Genomic DNA, 21,123 nt, shown 5'->3' with positions numbered 1-21,123 from the left:
AAAACCTGCATTAGCAGGTTTTTAATCAACTTACTATCAGCATAAACTACTTAAGCGGCTGATTCTTCTCTGCTAATCTATTAAAAATTGCGTTAAATGATAGAGAAGCGCCATGCGCTATTTTATCTGAAAGCTTTTTCTTAAGCTGGTAAGTCACTTTAACCACAGTGCGCTCATTGGCAAGCTTCATAATCACGTCGTCGCTGGTAGCCACTTCATCGATTAAGCCAAGTTCAATGGCTTGCTGACCATACCAATGCTCACCCGTTGCCACTTTGGCAATATCAAGATCAGGACGGTACTTAGAGATAAACTCTTTAAACAGCACATGTGTCTCTTCCAGCTCTTGTTGAAACTTCTCGCGACCTTCATCGGTATTCTCACCAAAGATGGTCAACGTGCGTTTAAAGTTTCCTGCAGTATGCTGCTCGTAATCAATATCATGCTTTTTAAGCAGACGATTAAAGTTAGGCACCTGAGCAACGACCCCAATAGAACCGACGATAGCAAAAGGAGCTGCATATACTTTATTAGCCACACAAGCCATCATATAGCCGCCACTAGCAGCCACTTTATCGACACAAATAGACAATGGAATTTGTGCTTGTCTCAAACGATCAAGCTGGCTTGAAGCAAGGCCATAACCATGAACCATACCACCGCCACTTTCAACATTAACAATAACCTCATCACCTTTGTCGGCGATGGTTATAATCGCGCTAATTTCTTCACGCAATGATGCCACTTCACTCGCATCGATACTGCCTTTAAAATCGATAACATAGACCTTGGGATCTATCTCTGGCTCTTTATTATTTTTTTGCGCTTTTTCTTTGGCTTTGTCGTCAGCTTTTATCTGCTTCTCATAAGCCTTAAATGCCTTTTTAGACAACAACTCTTCTTTAAGATCATGCTTCAACGATTTTAAGTCATCGCTGATGTTAGTGATTTTAAGCTCACCTTTATCGGTCTTGTGCTTAATAGTTGATGCCAATACCACGATCACAACGGCCAGAATCGATACTACAATCGTTACTGCTTTTGCAAAAAACAACCCATACTCGTACAGAAATTCCAAAATATTCTCCAGCCCAATCGATTTTTAATTTCATTAATTACCGCTATTCTAACAGCCTATTTAATAATAAAAAATGCCCATAAAAAAACCCAGCATCAGCTGGGCTTTTATTCGATTAAAAATCAATCTTATTCAGGACAAGTTTGAATCACTGATGAATCCTGTACCAAGATAGTAGCAGTACCTTTACCTGCCGTAAGTGCAAATGCTGCAACTTGCTGCTGCATTTCAACTGTTGCTGCTGCGGCTTTTCCGTCCGTAACACCTTCAATTTCATTTGGACTCACAATTGAACTGTGATGACCTTTACTAAAGCGAACTGCACCAGAACCTGCATTTGTACTAGAAACACATTTCAAGCCAAGGTTCGCGATTAGTGGCTCGGTACCCGATAGAGGGAAGTTGGCCACAGCGTTTGGTAACACTTGATCAGGCTTGTTAGTCGCATCCCCTACCACTTCAATGACATGAACGGGTAATTTGGTTGCTGCTAATGATGCTGCATGGTTAATTGGGTCTGCACTGTCAAATGCTGTTTGCACTGCGAATGCGAATGTTGGAATAAACCCAGCATAAACTTCCTGTACTAATGCCGTGTACTCGTCACTTCCCGGCTCATAACCACCTGTATTAGCAGCGTCAACCAACGCTTGGAAAGTATCGCTAGCCGTTACCGTTTGGAATAGAACTGGACCAAATGTCGGTGAACCTGCAAATGCCCCTGCTAATCCACCAGCTGGAGCCACTAAAGAGCTCGCGTTAATACCATATACATTCGGCAGTTCAGTGCCACTAGCAGGATCTCTTAAGCCTGTAGATGCATAGTTTGAAAATGTTGTGCCGACAATGCCACCAAGGCTTAACCCTTGTGCACTAATCTTACTGATATCGAAAATCTGCTGACCATTTTGTTGAGCAATCCCTAGATACAAGCCCGTAAGTGCTGCACGAAGTGCTAGGTGATCAACTGTCGCTTGACGGAAGTTATCACGTACAGTCAAAGTACTGGCAATGTTTACGAAGACTAATGGGTTACCATTTTTAAACGCGTCAGGTGTACCAACTACATCACCAAAACTTGGGTCAGTTGCTGATATTTCATAAATTCCGTCACCATTTGCATCAAATGAACGTGCACCATGTAAAGGCATATCAATCGCAATAGTCGCAATACCCGATGCTGCATAAGTGCCGGCATAAGCTAATGCCATCTCTTTACCACCACCTAAGCCATGCATAGCAATCGTTGTTGGCCAGCCATTGGTTGGAGGGGTAAATGGTAAGCCTTGCTGCTGATAAAAACCGGCTAATTTAGCAGCGTTTGGTAATGTTATTTGAACTGAAATGTTCTCATAACCTTTGATTGCAGGGATTGGGTTAAACTTCGTGAGGTGCTTAGTGCTATCTGTTGGCGTAACGCCATCATTCAAGAACCAAGCTTTACCCACTAACAATGCTGGATTTGCAACGCCTGCAGCGGGATCAATACCATAAGCAACAGCTTGCATGCCATAATTCGTCTGGCTCAATGTCCCGTTACTCATCGCAAGTAATACAGAAACGGGGCTGTCGCCAAGTGCTTTCCAGCTACCGTTAATGGTCGGATTAAAGTCTGCATCTAAGCAACCAGCAGATGAACAATCACCGTAGATTGGTACTTTTAATTCCGCTTTAAATACATCCGCTAAATCTGACACTACATAAGCAAGACCATCTGCTGGTGTTAAGCCTGCAGCCATAGCCACGGTGTAACCCGCAGGGGCTGGCATAGCCGTTAACGCAGGCGCATAAGGATTACCAGGCGTTGGGTCAATCATTAGCAACTTGGTGGTTTCATACACATTGCTAATCGATTGTGTCGTAAATAAACCTGAGTAAGTCACGGTATCTGCATCTGGGCCACCCGCGGCGGCCATGCCTTTCTCGTAGCTATTGACCAATGTTTGCAGCATTAACTGATCAGGTGTTTCTAAAGGTTTGGTTTCGATATCTAGCTTTAGCAGTCCATAGGTCGAAGAAGGTGCTATTGCACGCCCTGCAGAATCTTGAATCAAAGTCGTCGTAGCATAAATATAAGACTGACCATGTTTAAGAGGCTTAAGTGGAACGATTGCGATTGAGTTGCCCGAAGCCGTCGAGACAAAGTCGACTCCGAACTGCAGCTCAGCGCCTACTTTACACGCTGAAACTGAAACTGCAGCTTTACACTCAGGATCTGAAGATAGTGCACCACCAACGGTGGCTTCAAACATCCTAACCGCACCTGGTTGTGCTACCGAAGCGCCATCAATAGTCAGGACATTGCCCTCACTATCTGTAGATGGTGCAACCTTAATACTAATTGGAGATGATGTAGACCAACCATCAAGTGCACCAAGAGCTATTTGTGGATCAGTATAGTCACCACTGTCCTCACCTGGGATCTCTAAAGTGCCATCAAGCGTGCCACTAAAGAGTAAGTCGTTAGGCAAAGGGACCTCTTTATTCGCGGGATCGAAAACGAGAACAGACTGAGGGACCAGTGGTTCCGTTTTATCTACTAATTCGTTGTAACTGTCTTCACTACAGCCAGTGAGACCTAATGCAGATGCGATTGCGACACCCAAAAAGAGCTTTTTCATCTTTTTTCCCCAAATCTTGTTGTAATAATTTTGTTTTCACTTGGAAATTGGTCACAATAGCCAGCAAAGTATGACCAATAGGGCTTATTGTTAGCCCTTAACTCAACTCAAGTTAACGCAAAAGTATTGACTTAGCTACATTTTTGTCACAAACGGTTAGCGAATAGCAGAGTAAAAATTAATCGTTTGTTTTAAACGGCTGTTTATCATATCAGCGACTCTAGAAGTGACGGGCGTTTGAGCTCAGAGGAAGTATTAACTCATGTTGGAATATCAAGCTGCAAAAGATTTACTCAATGGTAAAGTTATATTAGTAACAGGTGCTGGTGACGGCATAGGAAAAACAGCAGCACTGACTTACGCGCAGCACGGCGCCACTGTCATTCTATTGGGTAAAACGGTAAAAAAACTAGAAGCCGTATATGACCTAATTGAACAAGCAGGCTATCCAAAACCGGCCATTGTTCCGCTCGATTTAAAGGGAGCCACCGAGCAAAACTATGTCGACATGGCTGAAACTATCGAAGAGCAATTTGGTTGTTTAGACGGGTTATTACACAATGCCAGCATGTTAGGTGTGCTAGGCCCGTTTGAACACATCACCATGAGTTCAGTGGAAGAAGTGTTCAAAGTGAATGTGATTGCTGAGATTATGTTAACAAAAGCCCTACTGCCAGTCATGCGTAAATCAGTAAGCGCATCGCTTATCTTCACCTCGAGCAGTGTTGGTCGCCAAGCTCGCTCATTTTGGGGAGAGTATGCAATGTCGAAATTTGCAACCGAGGGCATGATGCAAGCAATCGCTCATGAATACGAAGGCAGTAACATTCGTAGCAACAGTATTAACCCAGGTGCCACTCGCACCGGTATGCGGGCAAATGCTTACCCTGCTGAAAACCCACAATCACTTAAGAAGCCAGAAGAGATAATGCCTACTTACCTGTATTTGATGGGTAAAGACTCAGCCGACATTAACGGTCAACAACTTAATGCACAGTAATCGCTAAATCAAAAATATGATCAAAAAAGGCCGCTAAATAGCGGCCTTTTTAATCCCAATCACAGTCTTATACCAATTCCACTAAAGATGTACTCAATTCAGAGCTTTCTCAGGGCTTTCAATTCTAGGCGCATTGTCGAAGAAATGGTTATCCCCTTTTGAGACAATGCAACGTAACAGTGAAGGTCCTGAGACGCTCACGTTGTGCGGGTTTAAAATCACTTAATACAGCGCATGTGGCTTTCGATATAGAATAACTATAAGCGACAAGCCACTTGCTTGTCTAAAGTGATTTAAATTCCCGCTGAATGAGCAACTCTTTAATGGAACTGGTATTATTTAAGTACGACTGCGGGTAGGTTTATTCGGTGTAGCCGTCACTTTGTGCTTTCGCACTGCACGACGAATCTTAGCACCACGTACTTTAGCACGCGCAACACTGTGTTTATCTGTACCGAGCAAGCTACGAGTTTCATCTTGCATACCCGCAGTTTTACGCAAGTAGTTAACGTCTTCCATCGCTAACTCAATCCAACCGCCACGCGGCAGTGATTTAGGTAACTCAATCATGCCATAGCGAATTCGAATAAGTCTGCTGACCTGAACCTCTTGAGATTCCCATAAGCGACGCACTTCGCGGTTACGGCCTTCAGCTAAACTGACATGCCACCACTTGTTCATTCCTTCGCCGCCAGCGGCTTTGACTTTGTCAAAGCTCGCAGGACCATCTTCCAAAGTGACACCCATGCGTAAACGCTGGATACAAGCATCGTTAACTTCACCAAATGTGCGCACCGCGTATTCACGCTCAACTTCATTTGATGGGTGCATAAGGCGGTTAGCTAATTCACCGTCAGAGGTAAATAGTAATAAACCAGAGGTGTTAATATCCAAACGTCCAACCGCAACCCAGCGTGAGTCGCGAGTTTTTGGTAAGCGGTCGAAAACAGTAGGGCGACCTTCTGGGTCTTTACGGCTACATATTTCACCTTCGGGTTTGTGATAAGCAATCACGCGGCAAATCACATCTTCTTCAGATCTGATTGAAATGGCACGGCCATCAATACGCACTTTAGCATCAGATTCAATGCGATCACCTAGGGTTGCTATTTCACCGTCAATACTAACTCGGCCTGCAGCAATCCATACCTCCATCTCACGACGGGAGCCATGGCCTGCTCGGGCCAAGACTTTCTGCAATTTTTCACTCATTAGTAGACTCTTCTGTTTTTTCGGCAACACTTTTCACAGTCGAGAAAAGTGCGTCCAATGATTCGGGATCTGACAACGACGGAAGTTCCGTGATGCTGTCCAAACCGAAGTATGATAGAAATTCTATTGTTGTAGCATAAAGCGCTGGTCTACCCGGCACCTCTTTATGGCCCACAACTTTAATCCAATTTCTATCGTTTAAACTCTTAATTATATGGCTGCTAATCGCAACGCCTCGAACAAACTCAATATCACCACGGGTAACAGGTTGTCGATATGCAATAACGGCCAAGGTTTCAATTGTTGCCCGAGAATATTTAGGGGCTTTCTCTTGCCATAGAGGCTGCAAATAAGGACTCAGTTCTACAAGAGTTTGAAATCGATACCCTCCTGCAACTTTGACTAACTGCACGCCTCGTCCTTCGTAATCAAGCTGCAATGCATCAATTGAAGCCTGTACCTTTGCTCTAGAAACACTGAACTCAGAAAGTACGGTTTCTTTAAGCGCTTTAATCGTCATCGGCTTCGCCAACACGAAAAGACTCGCCTCAATTAACTGTTTTAGCTGCTCTGGGTTAATCTGTGACAACGAAGTAGATCCTTAGTACGCTCTAACATGTATAGTCGAAAATGGTTCAGCTTGTACCAGTTCAACCAACAACTCTTTCACCAGTTCCATTAACGCCAAAAAGCTCACAACAACCCCACTCCGACCTTCTTCAAAATCGAATAAAGCTTCGAAAGGCAGGTAGGTTTGTGCGTTTAACTTTGCCAAAATTTGAGTCATACGTTCTCGAGTGGATAACACTTCTCGAACAACATGGTGGTTTTCAGTCGCTTCAATACGCTTGAGCACTGATGTAAACGCACGTGCAACTTCGGTGAGTGACACTTCAGGCGGTAATAACTCAGGTTTTATATTGGCAGCTGGAACCGCTTTCGCTTGAAATACGTCGCGCTCCATTCTCGGAAGAACGTCTAACTTTTCTTGCGCGTCTTTTATCACTTCATACGCTTTTAATTGGCGTATTAGCTGGGCACGAGGATCTTCTTCATCCTCAAACTCAACATCAGGCTTTGGCAGTAAAAGTCGAGATTTAATCTCGGCTAATGTCGCCGCCATAACCAAATAATCTGCCGCTAATTCGACTTTGGCACCTTGTAGCAGATCCACATACTCTAAATATTGCTGCGTTACCGCAAATATGGGTAAATCAACCACATCGAGCTTTTGCTTACGAATAAGGTACAGTAAGAGATCCAGCGGCCCTTCAAAGGATTCAAGAAACACTTCAAGGGCTTCAGGTGGAATAAATAGGTCCTTTGGCATCACCTTAAAAGGCTTACCTCGCACCTTGGCTAAAGGCAATTTTTGTACAATTCCCTCCATCCGTAACACCTACTCTTTCGCAAACGCGCGATTATACCCGTAAATCACGACAGTTTAAAGCAATACTCGCCTTACATCACCGCCGAATACAACTTAAAGGAATGGAGTCACATCTCCAGCGCCTTCACGTATAATTTCAATCTCACCTTCTGACATATCAATCACCGTCGTTGGCTTTTCACCTAAATATCCACCATGAATAATCAAGTCAACCTGATGCTCAAGAATGTCGCGAATATGCTCAGGGTCTGACTCGGTAAACTCTTCGCCCGGTAATATCAAACTTGTAGACATCAAAGGCGCATCGAGAGCTTCTAACAACGCCAACGCAATGACGTTGTCAGGCACACGAATACCAATCGTTTTCTTCTTTGGATTCTGAAGACGTTTAGGCACTTCTTTTGACGCTTTAAAGATAAATGTATACGGCCCAGGCGTATTATGTTTTAACACACGATAAGCTTGGTTATCAACGCGAGCATAGGTGGCAAGCTCAGACTGATCTCGACACATCAATGAAAAATTATGGTCGTTATCGATCTGCCTAATGCGTGCAATTCGGCTCATTGCATCTTTATCGCCTAATAAGCAGCCCAGCGCGTAGCCGGAATCCGTTGGATAGACAATGACGCCACCCTTTTGAATCACGTTCACGGCTTGGCTGATTAGGCGTACTTGAGGATTTTCCTCATGCACATAAAAAAACTGACTCATGGTGAATCCTTCCATTTTTCTGACTGCCAAACCCAACTAACGCCTTGGGGTTGGAACATATTTTTACCAAGTTCTATCCAACTTCCTGGAAAATGAAAATCACTGCCTAGTGAACACATCAGGTTATTGAGTACACTTAATGCAATTAAGTTACTGCGATCATCGATTGTCTGTTGACCCAATACCACTTCGATTGCGTCGCCGTTCGCGGCTTTAAATTCTCGTACTAACCGCTTTAGCCATTTAGCTGATAATTTATAGCCACTGGGATGGGCTAAAACGGCAACGCCGCCCGCCTGATGAATAATGGCAATCGCACTGGCCATATCATCCCAATTATTAGGCGCGTAACCTGTTTTGCCACGAGCCAAGTACTTTTTAAATACATTCGCAGTCGTCGTGGCATAACCTTTTTCAGCTAACCAACGAGCATAATGGCCGCGACTAATCGCAGCGTCACCCGCATAGAACTTAGCACCTTCATAGGCACCTTCTATGCCTGCTTTAGTGAGTCGGTCTCCAATCTCAAATGCTCGAGCAGCTCTTAGTTCACGTTGATGTGCTAAAAACTCAATCATGACAGCATTCTCAATATCAATATTGAGTGCAACAATGTGAATATCGAAGCTGTTCCAACACGTTGAAATCTCGACACCATTGATTAACTCCAATGGCGTTTCATGATTGTTGTTGTATTGGTGTGCTTCTTTTAAGCCATCGGTAGTGTCATGATCAGTAATAGCAAACACTTGCACGCCTTTACTGATAGCACGCTCTATTAATTCTGAAGGGGTAAGTTGACCATCTGATGCCGTCGTATGACTGTGCAGATCAACCAATTTTATTTCATTAATGTTTTCATCTTTCATCCCCATATAATACTTGAGTTTACAAATGAAAGGGGATTTAAATAACTAAAATGTAATCAATTTGGTTATTCCAGCGAGTCAGCTAGTTTAGAAACACAACTCTGGCTTGTTAGGTATTCGTGAAGTACTCCACATTAGCGACCACAAGATAACACTGATACCCGATGGTGATGGCTATGCGTTTTACTGAGCCATGCAACGGTTTTAGGATCACGACGATAGCCATTGATTGGTTCAACGATTGAGTGTATCGAGTGGTACTAAAGATACGGATCATAAATAGATTGAAGTGAACAGAGTCATACGCTTAAGTCACACTAATTGAATTCCAATGCTGTTCACTTAACCCCAGCACAAGGCTAACCGCAACATCAATGATGATATTGAAGCATTTACCCAGCATATTGCTAAACAGCCTATTTATACCGATATGCTTTTAGCCGCGGCCTTATAATGACAGTGGCTAGCACGGGCTTTAGCCCTTCGCTTCGCTGTAACATTGGTACACAGCTTATTAAATAAGTGGGGATCTCTTTACAAAGCCAGCAGAACCACACCCGTTTCGCCTTCAACTGCGCTTTATCCCCACCTTTTCACTATCTTTTCTCAAAAAGAGAAATATTCAATTGACAGCCTTTGTCTGCAAATGTTTTTATATAGTCACGACAACAAACGAGATTGAATATTTAATGACACAGTTTACAACTTTCCAAAACATTAATTGGTGGTGGCACTTCCCAAATTAGCGGGTGGTGTGAAATTCTGTGCTCAATCAGTTTGAGACAAAATTAAACAAGAAAGCCCGCACAATTGCGGGCTTTCTTGTATCTAAACGATAGCAATACCATTAGATACAGTTCCCCAAGCGGCAGGCTCTTGATTTCTCATTATGAAAAATAACCTTAAAAGAGATATTACAATGAACAACGCATTATCCACCAAGGCAGGAACATAAGCATGGCACAAAACACAATGGCCAAAGTGGTGACTCAAAAGGAAGCACTCGCTTATCATAACGACCCATTACGCTTATACCAGCATGTGACCAACGATGCGCCGCATACTATGTTGCTTGAGTCCGCAGAGATTGAGAGTAAGGATCACCTTAAAAGTATTATATTGACCCATGCGGCAATGAAGATCCGTTGTGATGGCTACACCCTATTGTTTCAGGCATTGACCGAAAATGGTCAAACGTTACTTGACCCCATTAAGTGCTTTTTCACCGCAAACTTCCCCGCAACGGAGTTTATCGAATCATCTAGCCGCACGTTAACCGTCAAACTACAAAAAAATAGCAAACAGCTTGATGAAGATGCACGCTTAAAGTCAACATCGCCGCTTGATGGCTTAAGAATGCTGGTCAAGCATATTCGCTGCGACGAAGCCCCTGCTTTTGAAGACCTCTTTTTGGGCGGCGTACTCTCTTACGACTTGATTGATACTGTTGAACCATTACCTCAAGTACCAGAAGGCGACAATAGCTGCCCGGACTATCTATTCTATCTCGCAGAGACCTTAATTCTGGTCGATCATCAGCAGCAAAGCGCTGATATCATTACCCATCAGTTTGATACGTTCACCGAGCCACGCAATGTAGAGATCCAAGCCACATTGGCGAGTCGCATGGCTGAACTGCAACAAACCTGTCAATCACTCCCACCGGTTGCTGCGTTAAATGTGGTCAATGCCGAGACGCAGGTCAATATCTCCGATAGCGAGTTTAAACAAACGGTCAACGACTTAAAGCAGCACATTATCGCCGGTGATATTTTCCAAGTGGTGCCATCTCGTAGCTTTAGCTTACCCTGCCCTAATACGCTCGGTGCCTATCGCGCCCTTAGACTCACTAACCCAAGTCCCTACATGTTTTACTTTAGAGGCGAAGGCTTCACACTCTTTGGCGCCTCACCTGAAAGTGCGCTTAAATATGAAGCCAGTACCAATCAAGTTGAGATCTATCCTATTGCAGGTACGCGTAAGCGCGGTAAGACAGCCGATGGTGAAATCGATTTTGATCTTGATAGCCGTAATGAACTAGAACTGCGTCTCGATAAAAAAGAGCTATCAGAACACATTATGTTGGTTGATTTAGCCCGTAACGATGTGGCTCGAATAAGTCAAAGTGGCACGCGTAAAGTCCCCGAGCTATTGAAAGTTGACCGTTATTCGCATGTCATGCACCTCGTTAGCCGAGTCACAGGGCAATTAAGAACCGACCTTGACGCCTTACATGCATATCAAGCGTGTATGAATATGGGCACCTTAACGGGTGCGCCCAAAGTCAGTGCCGCGCAGCTTATTCGCGGCGCAGAAAAAACACGACGTGGTAGTTACGGCGGCGCCGTGGGCTACCTAAACGGACTCGGCGATATGGATACCTGTATTGTGATCCGCTCCGCCTTTGTCAAAGACGGAACCGCATATATCCAAGCCGGTGCTGGCGTGGTGTACGATTCAGATCCACAAGCCGAAGCGGATGAAACAAGACAAAAAGCACAAGCCGTAATTTCAGCCATCAAGATGGGAGGTGGACGATGAAAATCTATCTACTCGATAACTTCGACTCATTCACTTATAACCTAGTGGACCAATTTAGAAGCCTTGGCTATGAGGTTATTATTTATCGAAATGACGTCGATGCTGACTTTATCGCCGATAAGTTACTCAATGAAACACAACCGGCGGCATTAGTGTTGTCTCCAGGTCCTGGCGCCCCCCATGAAGCGGGTTCATTAATGGCACTGATTGCCAATGTTGCAGGTAAAGTGCCTATGCTTGGGATCTGCTTAGGTCACCAAGCGCTGATTGAACATTATGGCGGCAAAGTCGAGCGAGCAAAACAAGTTGTACACGGTAAAGCCAGTCCAACAGAGCATAATGGTAAAGGCATCTTTGCCAACCTGCCCTCGCCTCTGCCAGTTGCCCGATACCACAGCCTTGTGGCGACTCAGGTACCCGACTGCCTAGAGATTATTGCCACCACAGAAGACATGCCAATGGCGATTATTCATCAACAAGATAACGCGGTGGGTTTTCAGTTTCATCCCGAATCAATACTCACCACGCTTGGCAGCCAGTTGTTAGTGCAATCATTAGATTACCTTGCACAATCATTAACCTTAACCCATGCCAAACTTGACGATAAAGGATAACAAAGTAATGAGCCAAACTAACAACAATGCCCCACTGCTCGAATCTCTTTATCGTGGTGAAAGCCTCAATCGTCAAGATGCTAAAAAGTTGTTTAGCAGTATCATTCAAGGCGAAATGAATGAAGTTACCATGGCCGGTATGCTGGTAGCGATGAAAATGCGCGGCGAAACAATTGATGAAATATCTGGCGCAGCTGATGCGTTAAGAGCAGCCGCAAAACGATTCCCAACCCCAAATGAACGTACAGTAGCGCAAGGGATTGTTGATATTGTGGGCACTGGCGGCGATGGCCACAACACCATCAACATCTCCACTACCGCCGCTTTTGTGGCCGCTGCAGCAGGCGCAAAAGTCGCCAAACATGGTAACCGCAGTGTTTCCAGTAAGTCGGGGTCATCGGATCTATTAGCCCAATTTGGCATTGATTTAACCATGGCACCTGAAACCGCACGAGACTGTTTAGATAACCTAGGCCTCTGCTTTTTGTTTGCGCCGCATTATCACGGCGGTGTTGCACATGCAGTGCCTGTTCGCCAAGCGCTTAAAACCCGTACCCTGTTTAATGTCCTTGGGCCGTTAATTAACCCGTCGCACCCTGACTTTATGTTACTTGGGGTGTATAGCGCAGAACTTGTCGCGCCAATCGCGCAAGTGGTCAAAGCCCTGGGGATTAAGCGGGCGATGGTGGTTCACGGTAGCGGTCTTGATGAAGTCGCAATACATGGTAAAACCTTGGTGCATGAACTTAATGAAGGCACCATTACTGAGTATTACCTCACCCCGAGTGAACTTGGCGTAGAAACCGCACAATTGACCGATCTTGAGGGCGGTGCGCCGGAAGAAAATGCTGCTTTTATCCGAGCTATCCTACAAGGTAAAGGCAAAACAGCCCATATGAATGCGGTAGCCGTTAACGCTGGTTGCGCCTTATATGTCGCTGGAGTGGCGGATTCAGTCAAAGTCGGTACTGCGCTTGCGTTAGCGACCATTGAAAGTGGCAAAGCGTATGAACTACTCACTGAGCTTGCCAATGCAAGCCAAGCGGGAAAAGGAGCTTAGTGTGAGCCACAAAATTAATATCAGCACTCATATAAAAACCGATAGCGATTTAAGAGAAGCATCAATGGCCAATGATACGACAACTAAAGTAAGCAATGTATTAACCAAAATTGTTGATACTAAACCTGCCCATATTGCCGCATTAAAACTGCGTTTCCCTGAGGCGAGCTTAATGCCTAAGCAGTCAGACCGCAGTCTGTTTGATGCACTTAAAGCACCTAATGCAGGCTTTATCTTAGAGTGTAAAAAAGCCAGTCCGTCGAAAGGTCTTATCCGCGACGTATTTGACGTGGATGCTATAGCCGATGTTTACAACCACTACGCTGCTGGGATCTCAGTACTAACCGATGAACAGTTTTTCCAAGGCGACATGGATTACATCCCTAGAGTCCGTGCGTGTGTTCGCCAACCTATTTTGTGTAAAGACTTTTTCGTTGACGAATACCAAATAAAACTCGCCGCCCATCAAGGTGCTGATGCCATATTGTTAATGCTCTCGGTGCTCAATGATGAGCGATATCAAGCACTGGCTAGCGAAGCTGCAAAGTATCAATTAGACATTTTAACCGAGGTCAGTAACGAAGTAGAATTGAGCCGCGCCATTGCACTTAACTCCGCCATTATCGGGATTAATAACCGCAATCTACGTGACTTATCAACGGATTTAGCCACCACCGAAGCGTTAGCGCCACATGTTCCGGCTGATCGCGTCGTTATCAGTGAATCAGGGATCTACAATCAAGCACAGGTACGTCGTTTAGCGCCCTTGGTTGATGGTTTTCTTGTTGGCAGCTCATTAATGGCAGCTGATGACTTAGACTTAGCCTGCAGAACCTTAACCTTTGGCCACAATAAAGTCTGCGGCTTAACCCGTATTGAAGATCTAGTTGAGGTGGCAAAAAAAGGCGCCGTTTATGGCGGATTAATTTTTGCTGAAAAATCGCCCCGAGCCGTGACCAAAGCGCAAGCAATTGAACTTGTCCGTCAACTCGATGCATCTGGCCACAGGCTTAACCTTGTGGGTGTTTTTGTCAACGAAAGCAGCAATGTTATCGCCTCACTTGCAAGTCAACTAGGGCTATATGCAGTGCAATTGCATGGACAAGAAACCTCGCTTGAAATAGACGACCTTCGCAGCGCATTAGCCACGCTAAAGGCTGATTGTCAGATTTGGAAAGCGGTTGCAGTGAAAAACGACAGTATCGATACCGAATTAGATATTCCGACCAATGTCGATCGTATTTTGTTCGACAGTAAGAGTGACGGTCAGTTTGGCGGCACTGGGCAGGTATTTGATTGGCAACAAGCTATCCCTAATCGCAGCGAAGCACTTTTAGCGGGGGGCTTAACGGGTGATAACGCCAAGCTTGCCGCTAACCAAGGCTTTTATGGACTCGATTTTAACAGTGGCCTAGAACAAAGCCCTGGCGTTAAAGATCATGACAAGATAGCCCAAACATTTAACCATCTACGTCAGTACTAGATGAAGAACACATAAAGCGCGAATAGTGCGTTACAACAGCTCCCTCTGCATGCCGACATAACACGTGTCGGCATGCAGACAGAAATGAACGATAAAGGAACAGATTATGAGTAAATTAAACCCCTATTTCGGGGAATATGGCGGAATGTACGTCCCGCAAATTTTAATGCCTGCCCTCAAGCAGCTAGAAACCGCCTTTATCGAAGCGCAAGAAGATGAAGCGTTTCAAAAAGAATTTACCGATCTGCTCAAGAACTATGCTGGCCGCCCAACAGCGCTAACGCTAACCAAAAATCTTAGCCCTAATCCATTGGTTAAAATTTACCTAAAGCGTGAAGACTTACTTCACGGCGGCGCGCACAAGACTAACCAAGTATTAGGCCAAGCACTGCTGGCAAAACGCATGGGTAAAAAAGAGATCATTGCAGAAACGGGCGCGGGTCAGCACGGCGTGGCTACGGCGCTTGCCTGTGCATTGCTTAATTTGAAATGCAAAGTCTACATGGGTGCTAAAGACATTGAACGTCAATCGCCAAACGTCTTTAGAATGAAACTGATGGGCGCCGAAGTTATTCCGGTCACTTCAGGTTCTGGCACCTTAAAAGATGCCTGTAATGAAGCGATGCGCGACTGGTCTGGTAGTTACGAAAAAGCGCACTATTTATTAGGTACGGCGGCAGGTCCACATCCCTTCCCTACCATAGTGCGCGAATTTCAGCGCATGATAGGCGCTGAGACTAAAAAGCAAATTCTTGAGCGTGAGGGACGCCTACCCGATGCGGTTATCGCCTGTGTCGGCGGAGGCTCCAATGCTATTGGTATGTTTGCCGACTTTATCGATGATGAAGAAGTCGCACTTATCGGTGTTGAACCTGCAGGAAAAGGGATTGATACCCCCATGCATGGCGCACCGCTAAAGCACGGTAAAACGGGCATTTTCTTCGGTATGAAAGCCCCATTGATGCAAGACAGTGAAGGTCAAATAGAAGAGTCATACTCGGTATCAGCCGGTCTTGATTTCCCATCGGTTGGCCCACAGCACGCACATCTTGCCGCCATTGGCCGTGCAACATACGAATCTGCGACTGATGATGAAGCATTAGAAATGTTCCAGTTATTAGCCCGTAGCGAAGGTATTATTCCGGCACTTGAATCAGCCCATGCGATAGCCTATGCCGTCAAGCTTGCAAAAGAAGCGACCAAAGAGACCCTGCTAGTGGTGAACCTTTCAGGTCGTGGCGACAAAGATATCTTTACCGTGGCCGACATATTAGAAACCCAAGCAAAAGAAAAATCAGCACAGGAGAGTGGCAATGAGTAATCGTTATCAGGCAGCGTTTGCGGCCCTAGATAAGAAGAATCAAGGCGCATTCGTCCCCTTTGTGACCTTAGGCGACCCCTCTCCTGAGTTGTCACTGAAGATTATTGATACCTTAGTTGAAAACGGCGCAGATGCACTTGAACTGGGGTTCCCATTTTCAGACCCACTTGCAGATGGCCCAGTGATCCAAGGGGCTAATCTACGTTCATTAGCCGCAGGCACTACGCCAACACAGTGCTTCGAGATGCTTAGCGCTATTCGCGCTAAATACCCAGACTTGCCTATTGGCTTACTACTTTACGCCAACCTTGTATTCGCTAATGGCATTGATGCTTTCTATGCTAAAGCCCAAGCCGCCGGTGTTGACTCAGTGTTGATTGCTGATGTGCCCGTTGAGGAAGCTGACCCTTTTATTGCTTCAGCTAAGGCTCATGGCGTGGCGCCAATTTTTATTGCACCACCCAATGCCGACAGTGAAACATTGCAACTTGTGAGCGATAAAGGCGAAGGTTACACCTATTTGCTGTCACGTTCAGGCGTAACAGGCACAGAGTCAAAAGCCGGGATGCCAATTACCGATATTCTTAACCGTTTAAAAGAGTTTAATGGTGCGCCGCCACTGCTTGGATTTGGTATTGCTGAGCCCGCTCAAGTTAAAGCGGCGATTGATGCTGGTGCAGCAGGCGCCATTTCGGGCTCTGCCGTGGTAAAAATTATCGACGCCAATAAAGACAATGAAGCGAACTTGCTCAACGCATTGGCTGAGTTTACCCGCAATATGAAAGCCGCCACGGCGCGGTAATGTTGCAAATGAATGGTTAGCTTAAGCGTTAAACGCCCGCGATGATCCAGTCATGAAAAAGCGCGCTATTCCTATGAGTAGCGCGCTTTTTCTGTTTTACAGATGTAAATCGCTTTAATTAACTAGAGATTATCCATATTGATATCTTGTAGTCTTAACCTCAAACATTCATTAACACGCATACCACTGCCGTAGAGCATCTCTACCACCAATTTTGCAGTTCCATCCATATTCTTCAATATCAGAGAAACCTCTTTGGGTGATAACACGATGGGGAGCGTCCGTTGCTTTGTAGCCAAACTAAAACCTAAATCTCCTAGCTCAACTTTAAGATACTTTTGGTATAGAAAGGCCAATGAATTTAGCGCAACCTTCTGAGTATTAACCGCTACATTCTGACTATTTGCTAACCAACTTAAAAAGTTTTTAACATCGACAGAGTTGAGGGTTGTAGGGTGAGCTTTTTGATGAAAAAGTATGTAACGTTTAATCCAGTAAAGATAGGCTTTTTCGGTCCGTAAGCTATATCCTCGCAAGCGTATATCTTGTCTGATTGATTCCAAAAAAGGACTTGAGGACTGCATTGTTATACCTTACAAGGTCACTGTGCTTATATACAGTATTATTGCTTTTTCTAAAAAATCAAGACAACCCATAAGGTCGAATTCACGGTTTACTATTGCAGGTTGCAATAAAGATGTGTAAATTCAGTTAAATAAAAGTGTGCGTTCTTGAAATGTTGAGATAATCGGAAAGCAAAGTGTGCAACTAACTTTTGTCAGAAAGAGTATTGGATACAATTCTTCACTTTTATTAGTAATTGGTTGCTTTAAAAGGGTTTTCAAGCTTACATTCAGTGCACGCTTTCCCAGAATGGTTTGGCAAAACGCGCCAGCCGTATATTAAAATGTTATGTGCTTAGGGAAGGCAATGTCATCAGACGACTGGTATAGAAATTATGAATGGAATGCTGAAGTAGAAGCTGTGTTTTACGACAAGTTGAAACGAGCACGGAGTCAGCGTGATCAATATGTTGTAATACAGGCATCTTACTTAGCTGAATCAACCCCTAAAGTTGCTTTAAGTTTAATTGATGAATATTTTGACACTAGAAAAGATCAATATGAAGATATGCGTGCTTTTTGGGTACAAGCAAGAAGTTTCATGAGCCTGAATCAAATTGAAAGCGCGATGGAATCTTTTCGTTTAGTATTAAAAAGAGAGGATGAATTTCCAAATCATCAGTCCACTGTTTATGTCGATTACCCTTATATCGTAGCAACGCAGGCCATTGATTTAGAGTATAAGAATGCTCTATATGTTCTGGAAAAATATGCTAGTCGCTTAATGTTCGCTTTGGATAAGTTTAAATGGCACGCTTCAAAAGCACTTATCAACCTTGACGCTAAAGAGGCGTCATTAGCTTTGCAAGCAGCAGAAATAAAGAGTTCTGATTTTCGCTTCCATCAAGATGTAGGTCTAGTGGGTAAAGAGCATGCTGAAGTGATAAAAGTGTTGATAAAAATCAGCACATAACAAGCCTCTGAATTAAGATTCACCAAGGCTGTCGTGCCATTTGCTGAGCAAATCGCCCGCCAGCACATGGCTCACTTATTAGAGGGGCGTTATGTTTTCAAAGGAGTTGAATCTTGAGTCGTCATCAAAAAAAGGTTTTCTGGGCAATATTTATTGTTTTTTGTATTGCAGGTACTATTAGTATTTATCTGCAAGGCGCATTCGATCAAATGAGTTTTGGTGGTGCAATAATTTTAACTACTTTGTATCTTATTGTCGGCTTCTTTATTCGGTTGTATGTAAAATCCAATATCAAAGAAATTGATAAGTAGCTTAAGGTTACCCAAACACATAACAAGAACTTCAAACGGAACAAAAACAGTTGGTTAGGTTCCGCTTCGCTTCACATTTTAACCAACTATTTTTGTCCAGCACTAAACATAGCCAGCCATTAATAATCAACAACATAACCAGTTTAACAACCAATATTAACGATTGATGTATGCCAAACGTGTACTTTAATTACTTTCAATAAATAATTGGCGACAAGTTCTAGAAAATTGCCGAGTTTGGTGGGATTTATGGGTTTAAAAGCGCAGATGTTTAACTCAGAGTTTTAGCTAAGGAATATAAGCTTGAAGGGGTTTATTGTGTCTAGTTTGTTTGCATGTACTGACAGCTGCTTGAAAAGTGCCGTCGCCGTTTTCCTAGGTGTTCGCAGTAACAGCTAAATTCTTGTAGTGTCCCTACGGGGCCATGGAATAACTCACCAAATTCTGCAACGATTTTTATCCAATTGTCTGCGGGGATATTTAAGCGATTGAGGATATTATTTGCAGTCGCTGATATAGCACCTCGCTTGTCATCACGGATAATTCTGCCTGTTTCATCAACTAACTCCAGGTAATCTTTCAGTGAGAAGGCAATGCCTTTGGGTTGATGTGCTCGCTCATTACCAATAAAGGGTAATAGCCTCTTCGGTTGTTCGCCTTTTAGGGCGGCACTGACTCTTAATTTTAAACTGGTGAAATCTGATTGTTCTGGTGTGTTAGCCATCTTAGCGCGAATAGGGTTGAGCTCAACATAAGTCATACAGGCCAGAACTGCAGCTTCATCCAATAGTGCTTGAGATTTGAATCGTCCTTCCCAGAAGTGCCCTGTGCAGTTGTCTTCATGGTTGGCTTGCCTCGCGATGGGTTCATTGAGGCACCTCATGAACCATGAGATATCACTGAGTCGTGAGCGGTAAATGGCAATAAGGTGCTTTAGTGCTGTGACCATACACTCGTCTATCACTTCACCTTTGGCAAATTTTTGAGTCAACGCTGTACCGTTAAACAGCTTATGCCACTGCTCTACAACCTCCCTATCAGACCAGTTATTTACTGTTTCTAGGTCAATATAAAGCACCACATGCAGATGATTACTCATCACCGCGTACGCCGCAACATCAATGGCAAACACTTCGGTTAACTTGAGTATTTGTTCTTCAACCCAACCACGACGGTGGTTGTAGTTTTTACCTGTGTATTTATCGTCGCCACACAAAAAGGCGCGCCGAACAACTCGACTGCAACAGTGATAATAAGGGGTGTCTTCGATACTAATCAGCGTTCTTCTTGACCGTGGCATGCAACCTCCTTGTTAAATGCTTCTTTCAAAGCTTAGTCGGAGGTTCTTCTTTATGCCATTAACCATGGCTGGCTCTATTTTATAATTGGCTCTATTTTATAATTGAAAATCATCTAAAAGACCAATTTTGATGTAAAAAAGATGCCTAAAAAAGTGTTCTAGGCATCGATAATATTTTAACATCCAATAAAAGTTATAAAAATCAAGCTTATGGTGAATATTGAAAATTGATACATAGACCTCGTAAACAACGGGGCTCTCTTTCTCCGACTAAAGCAGAGTCTACTTCTAACTGGGGTATGAAAAATAAACGATTTACAACAATGGCTTACAGATGATAAGTTTAACAGAATTAACATAGTTGCTAAGAACGTTATCAAGCGACTAATCAATAAGCTGTTAGGTGTTCAATGATTACGGTTGTTATTTATGGTTTCGAGGGTAAATTCAAAGGGAGGTCTGAATATGATTTCACCTTCCCTGAAATTGATGATATTCATAAATGTATGTTGTTCTTGAAGCAGGAAAATGACGAATTAAACTTTGATTTTGCGACCAGTGAAATAACAAAGTTTGGTTTTTCTGACTTAGTTGGTTTAAAAGGCAACCCAATCAGAGTCGAGGTTTTGAATGCTGATGGGTTTAAAAGGTTCGTGCCTTATTACGAGGAAGCTTTAGAAGAAGGCTCTTCACTAGTGTACTACCCGAACACCTAACAAGAAATTAAACAAGGACAAAAAACAGTTGGTTTTTGCTCCTGCGTCGCTTATTTTAACCAACTATTTTTTGCCTGTTAATTAGGCGTTATGTGTCTAAAGAGTGATATGGATATTCGCATCAATAAATGGTGGTTGTTCTGCGGTGTTGTTTTATTAGTAATGAGCGCATTAGGCTTTTATTATGAAAGCGTTTGGGTTTATGAAAAAGTAAAAGGGCTCTCTTCCATTTCAAAATACGAGAATCGATTTATGTATTGGAATTCTATTTTTATGTATTTTAATGGTTTTTTACTTTGTTTGTTCATGGCTGCAAAAGAGCATTACCCATACAAACTTTGGTATCTAATGAGCATCAATACCAAAACTAAGTTAAGTTTTAGTCAAGTTGCTTTTGCACTAACATTAGCAGCCCTTTATTTTGGTTCATCTTTTTATATTGCTGGGCAATTAGGCCACGGCACATAACAAGCAAATTAATCAGGACAAATAACAGTTGGTTTTTTGCTCCTGCGTCGCTTATTTTAACCAACTGATATTGCCCATTATTTGGGC

At 43.7% G+C, this 21,123-nt stretch carries 19 protein-coding genes and 1 pseudogene; 11 read left to right on the top strand and 9 right to left on the bottom strand.

Features of this window, described 5'->3' with window-relative positions:
- Nucleotides 1–46 precede the first annotated feature (46 nt).
- Together sohB and CXF82_RS02505 are read right to left on the bottom strand one after the other, a co-directional pair.
- Nucleotides 47–1,078 (bottom strand): protease SohB, encoded by a 1,032-nt coding sequence (gene sohB, locus CXF82_RS02510; RefSeq protein WP_180961068.1) that lies wholly within the window; start codon nucleotides 1,076–1,078, stop codon nucleotides 47–49.
- Between the two features lie 128 nt (nucleotides 1,079–1,206).
- A complete protein-coding gene (locus tag CXF82_RS02505) occupies nucleotides 1,207–3,699 on the bottom strand; it encodes a VolA/Pla-1 family phospholipase (RefSeq protein ID WP_101092113.1) in 2,493 nt (830 codons plus the stop codon).
- A 262-nt stretch (nucleotides 3,700–3,961) separates the two neighbouring features.
- Between CXF82_RS02505 and CXF82_RS02500 the strand changes: the two genes are divergently transcribed.
- Nucleotides 3,962–4,699 carry a YciK family oxidoreductase gene (locus tag CXF82_RS02500; RefSeq protein WP_102043619.1) on the top strand — a complete coding sequence of 246 codons (738 nt, stop codon included), beginning with the start codon at nucleotides 3,962–3,964 and terminating at the stop codon, nucleotides 4,697–4,699.
- Between the two features lie 339 nt (nucleotides 4,700–5,038).
- On the opposite strand, the gene rluB is transcribed toward CXF82_RS02500, so the two are convergent.
- From rluB to CXF82_RS02475, 5 genes are all read right to left on the bottom strand, one after another.
- Complete coding sequence (gene rluB / locus CXF82_RS02495; RefSeq protein WP_101092111.1) at nucleotides 5,039–5,911, bottom strand: 23S rRNA pseudouridine(2605) synthase RluB; 873 nt, start codon at nucleotides 5,909–5,911, stop codon at nucleotides 5,039–5,041.
- Complete coding sequence (scpB, locus tag CXF82_RS02490) at nucleotides 5,904–6,500, bottom strand: SMC-Scp complex subunit ScpB (RefSeq protein WP_101092110.1); 597 nt, start codon at nucleotides 6,498–6,500, stop codon at nucleotides 5,904–5,906. The genes rluB and scpB overlap by 8 nt, the downstream gene beginning before the upstream one ends.
- Nucleotides 6,501–6,512: 12 nt before the next feature.
- Nucleotides 6,513–7,301: a segregation and condensation protein A gene (locus CXF82_RS02485; RefSeq protein WP_101092109.1), complete on the bottom strand. Its 789-nt coding sequence runs from the start codon at nucleotides 7,299–7,301 to the stop codon at nucleotides 6,513–6,515.
- 93 nt (nucleotides 7,302–7,394) lie between these two features.
- Complete coding sequence (locus CXF82_RS02480; RefSeq protein WP_101092108.1) at nucleotides 7,395–8,015, bottom strand: L-threonylcarbamoyladenylate synthase; 621 nt, start codon at nucleotides 8,013–8,015, stop codon at nucleotides 7,395–7,397.
- The gene (locus tag CXF82_RS02475) at nucleotides 8,012–8,890 is read right to left on the bottom strand and encodes an RNase RNM (RefSeq protein WP_374702341.1); all 879 of its coding nucleotides are present in this window, start codon (nucleotides 8,888–8,890) and stop codon (nucleotides 8,012–8,014) included. The genes CXF82_RS02480 and CXF82_RS02475 overlap by 4 nt, the downstream gene beginning before the upstream one ends.
- Before the next feature lie 951 nt (nucleotides 8,891–9,841).
- Here CXF82_RS02475 and CXF82_RS02470 point away from each other — a divergent pair.
- From CXF82_RS02470 to trpA, 6 genes are all read left to right on the top strand, one after another.
- Nucleotides 9,842–11,425, top strand: coding sequence for an anthranilate synthase component 1 (locus CXF82_RS02470; RefSeq protein ID WP_102039230.1), 1,584 nt, complete (start codon nucleotides 9,842–9,844; stop codon nucleotides 11,423–11,425).
- Nucleotides 11,422–12,039 (top strand): aminodeoxychorismate/anthranilate synthase component II, encoded by a 618-nt coding sequence (locus tag CXF82_RS02465; protein ID WP_101092105.1) that lies wholly within the window; start codon nucleotides 11,422–11,424, stop codon nucleotides 12,037–12,039. The genes CXF82_RS02470 and CXF82_RS02465 overlap by 4 nt, the downstream gene beginning before the upstream one ends.
- Nucleotides 12,040–12,046: 7 nt before the next feature.
- The gene (gene trpD, locus CXF82_RS02460) at nucleotides 12,047–13,099 is read left to right on the top strand and encodes an anthranilate phosphoribosyltransferase (RefSeq protein ID WP_102043618.1); all 1,053 of its coding nucleotides are present in this window, start codon (nucleotides 12,047–12,049) and stop codon (nucleotides 13,097–13,099) included.
- Nucleotides 13,100–13,163: 64 nt separating this feature from the next.
- On the top strand, nucleotides 13,164–14,582 hold the full coding sequence (trpCF, locus tag CXF82_RS02455; RefSeq protein WP_102043620.1) for a bifunctional indole-3-glycerol-phosphate synthase TrpC/phosphoribosylanthranilate isomerase TrpF: 1,419 nt from the start codon (nucleotides 13,164–13,166) through the stop codon (nucleotides 14,580–14,582).
- Nucleotides 14,583–14,688: 106 nt separating this feature from the next.
- Nucleotides 14,689–15,903, top strand: a complete 1,215-nt coding sequence (gene trpB / locus CXF82_RS02450; protein ID WP_101092103.1) for a tryptophan synthase subunit beta — start codon at nucleotides 14,689–14,691, stop codon at nucleotides 15,901–15,903.
- On the top strand, nucleotides 15,896–16,705 hold the full coding sequence (trpA, locus tag CXF82_RS02445) for a tryptophan synthase subunit alpha (protein WP_102039229.1): 810 nt from the start codon (nucleotides 15,896–15,898) through the stop codon (nucleotides 16,703–16,705). Before trpB ends, trpA begins: the two co-directional genes overlap by 8 nt.
- A 131-nt stretch (nucleotides 16,706–16,836) precedes the next feature.
- Here trpA and CXF82_RS02440 read toward each other — a convergent pair.
- A pseudogene (locus tag CXF82_RS02440) lies at nucleotides 16,837–17,289 on the bottom strand (phage integrase N-terminal SAM-like domain-containing protein); the annotation flags it as partial.
- 346 nt (nucleotides 17,290–17,635) lie between these two features.
- On the opposite strand from CXF82_RS02440, the gene CXF82_RS02435 reads away from it, so the two are divergent.
- Both CXF82_RS02435 and CXF82_RS02430 read left to right on the top strand, forming a co-directional pair.
- Nucleotides 17,636–18,241 carry a hypothetical protein gene (locus CXF82_RS02435; RefSeq protein ID WP_102043617.1) on the top strand — a complete coding sequence of 202 codons (606 nt, stop codon included), beginning with the start codon at nucleotides 17,636–17,638 and terminating at the stop codon, nucleotides 18,239–18,241.
- Between the two features lie 113 nt (nucleotides 18,242–18,354).
- Entirely contained in the window at nucleotides 18,355–18,552 is a 198-nt protein-coding gene (locus tag CXF82_RS02430) for a hypothetical protein (RefSeq protein WP_102043616.1), read from the top strand.
- Nucleotides 18,553–18,874: 322 nt separating this feature from the next.
- Here CXF82_RS02430 and CXF82_RS02425 read toward each other — a convergent pair whose 3' ends face one another.
- Nucleotides 18,875–19,852: a transposase gene (locus CXF82_RS02425; RefSeq protein WP_102043615.1), complete on the bottom strand. Its 978-nt coding sequence runs from the start codon at nucleotides 19,850–19,852 to the stop codon at nucleotides 18,875–18,877.
- A gap of 410 nt (nucleotides 19,853–20,262) precedes the next feature.
- Here CXF82_RS02425 and CXF82_RS02420 point away from each other — a divergent pair, with 410 nt between their 5' ends.
- Nucleotides 20,263–20,568: a hypothetical protein gene (locus tag CXF82_RS02420; RefSeq protein ID WP_102043614.1), complete on the top strand. Its 306-nt coding sequence runs from the start codon at nucleotides 20,263–20,265 to the stop codon at nucleotides 20,566–20,568.
- Between the two features lie 108 nt (nucleotides 20,569–20,676).
- Nucleotides 20,677–21,036, top strand: coding sequence for a hypothetical protein (locus CXF82_RS02415; RefSeq protein ID WP_102043613.1), 360 nt, complete (start codon nucleotides 20,677–20,679; stop codon nucleotides 21,034–21,036).
- The last annotated feature ends 87 nt before the right edge of the window (nucleotides 21,037–21,123 follow it).

It is taken from the genome of Shewanella sp. GutDb-MelDb, assembly GCF_002836075.1.
GTDB lineage: Bacteria > Pseudomonadota > Gammaproteobacteria > Enterobacterales > Shewanellaceae > Shewanella.
The sequence above is the reverse complement of the archived record's forward strand: the minus strand, read 5'-3'. Positions and strand labels throughout refer to the sequence as shown.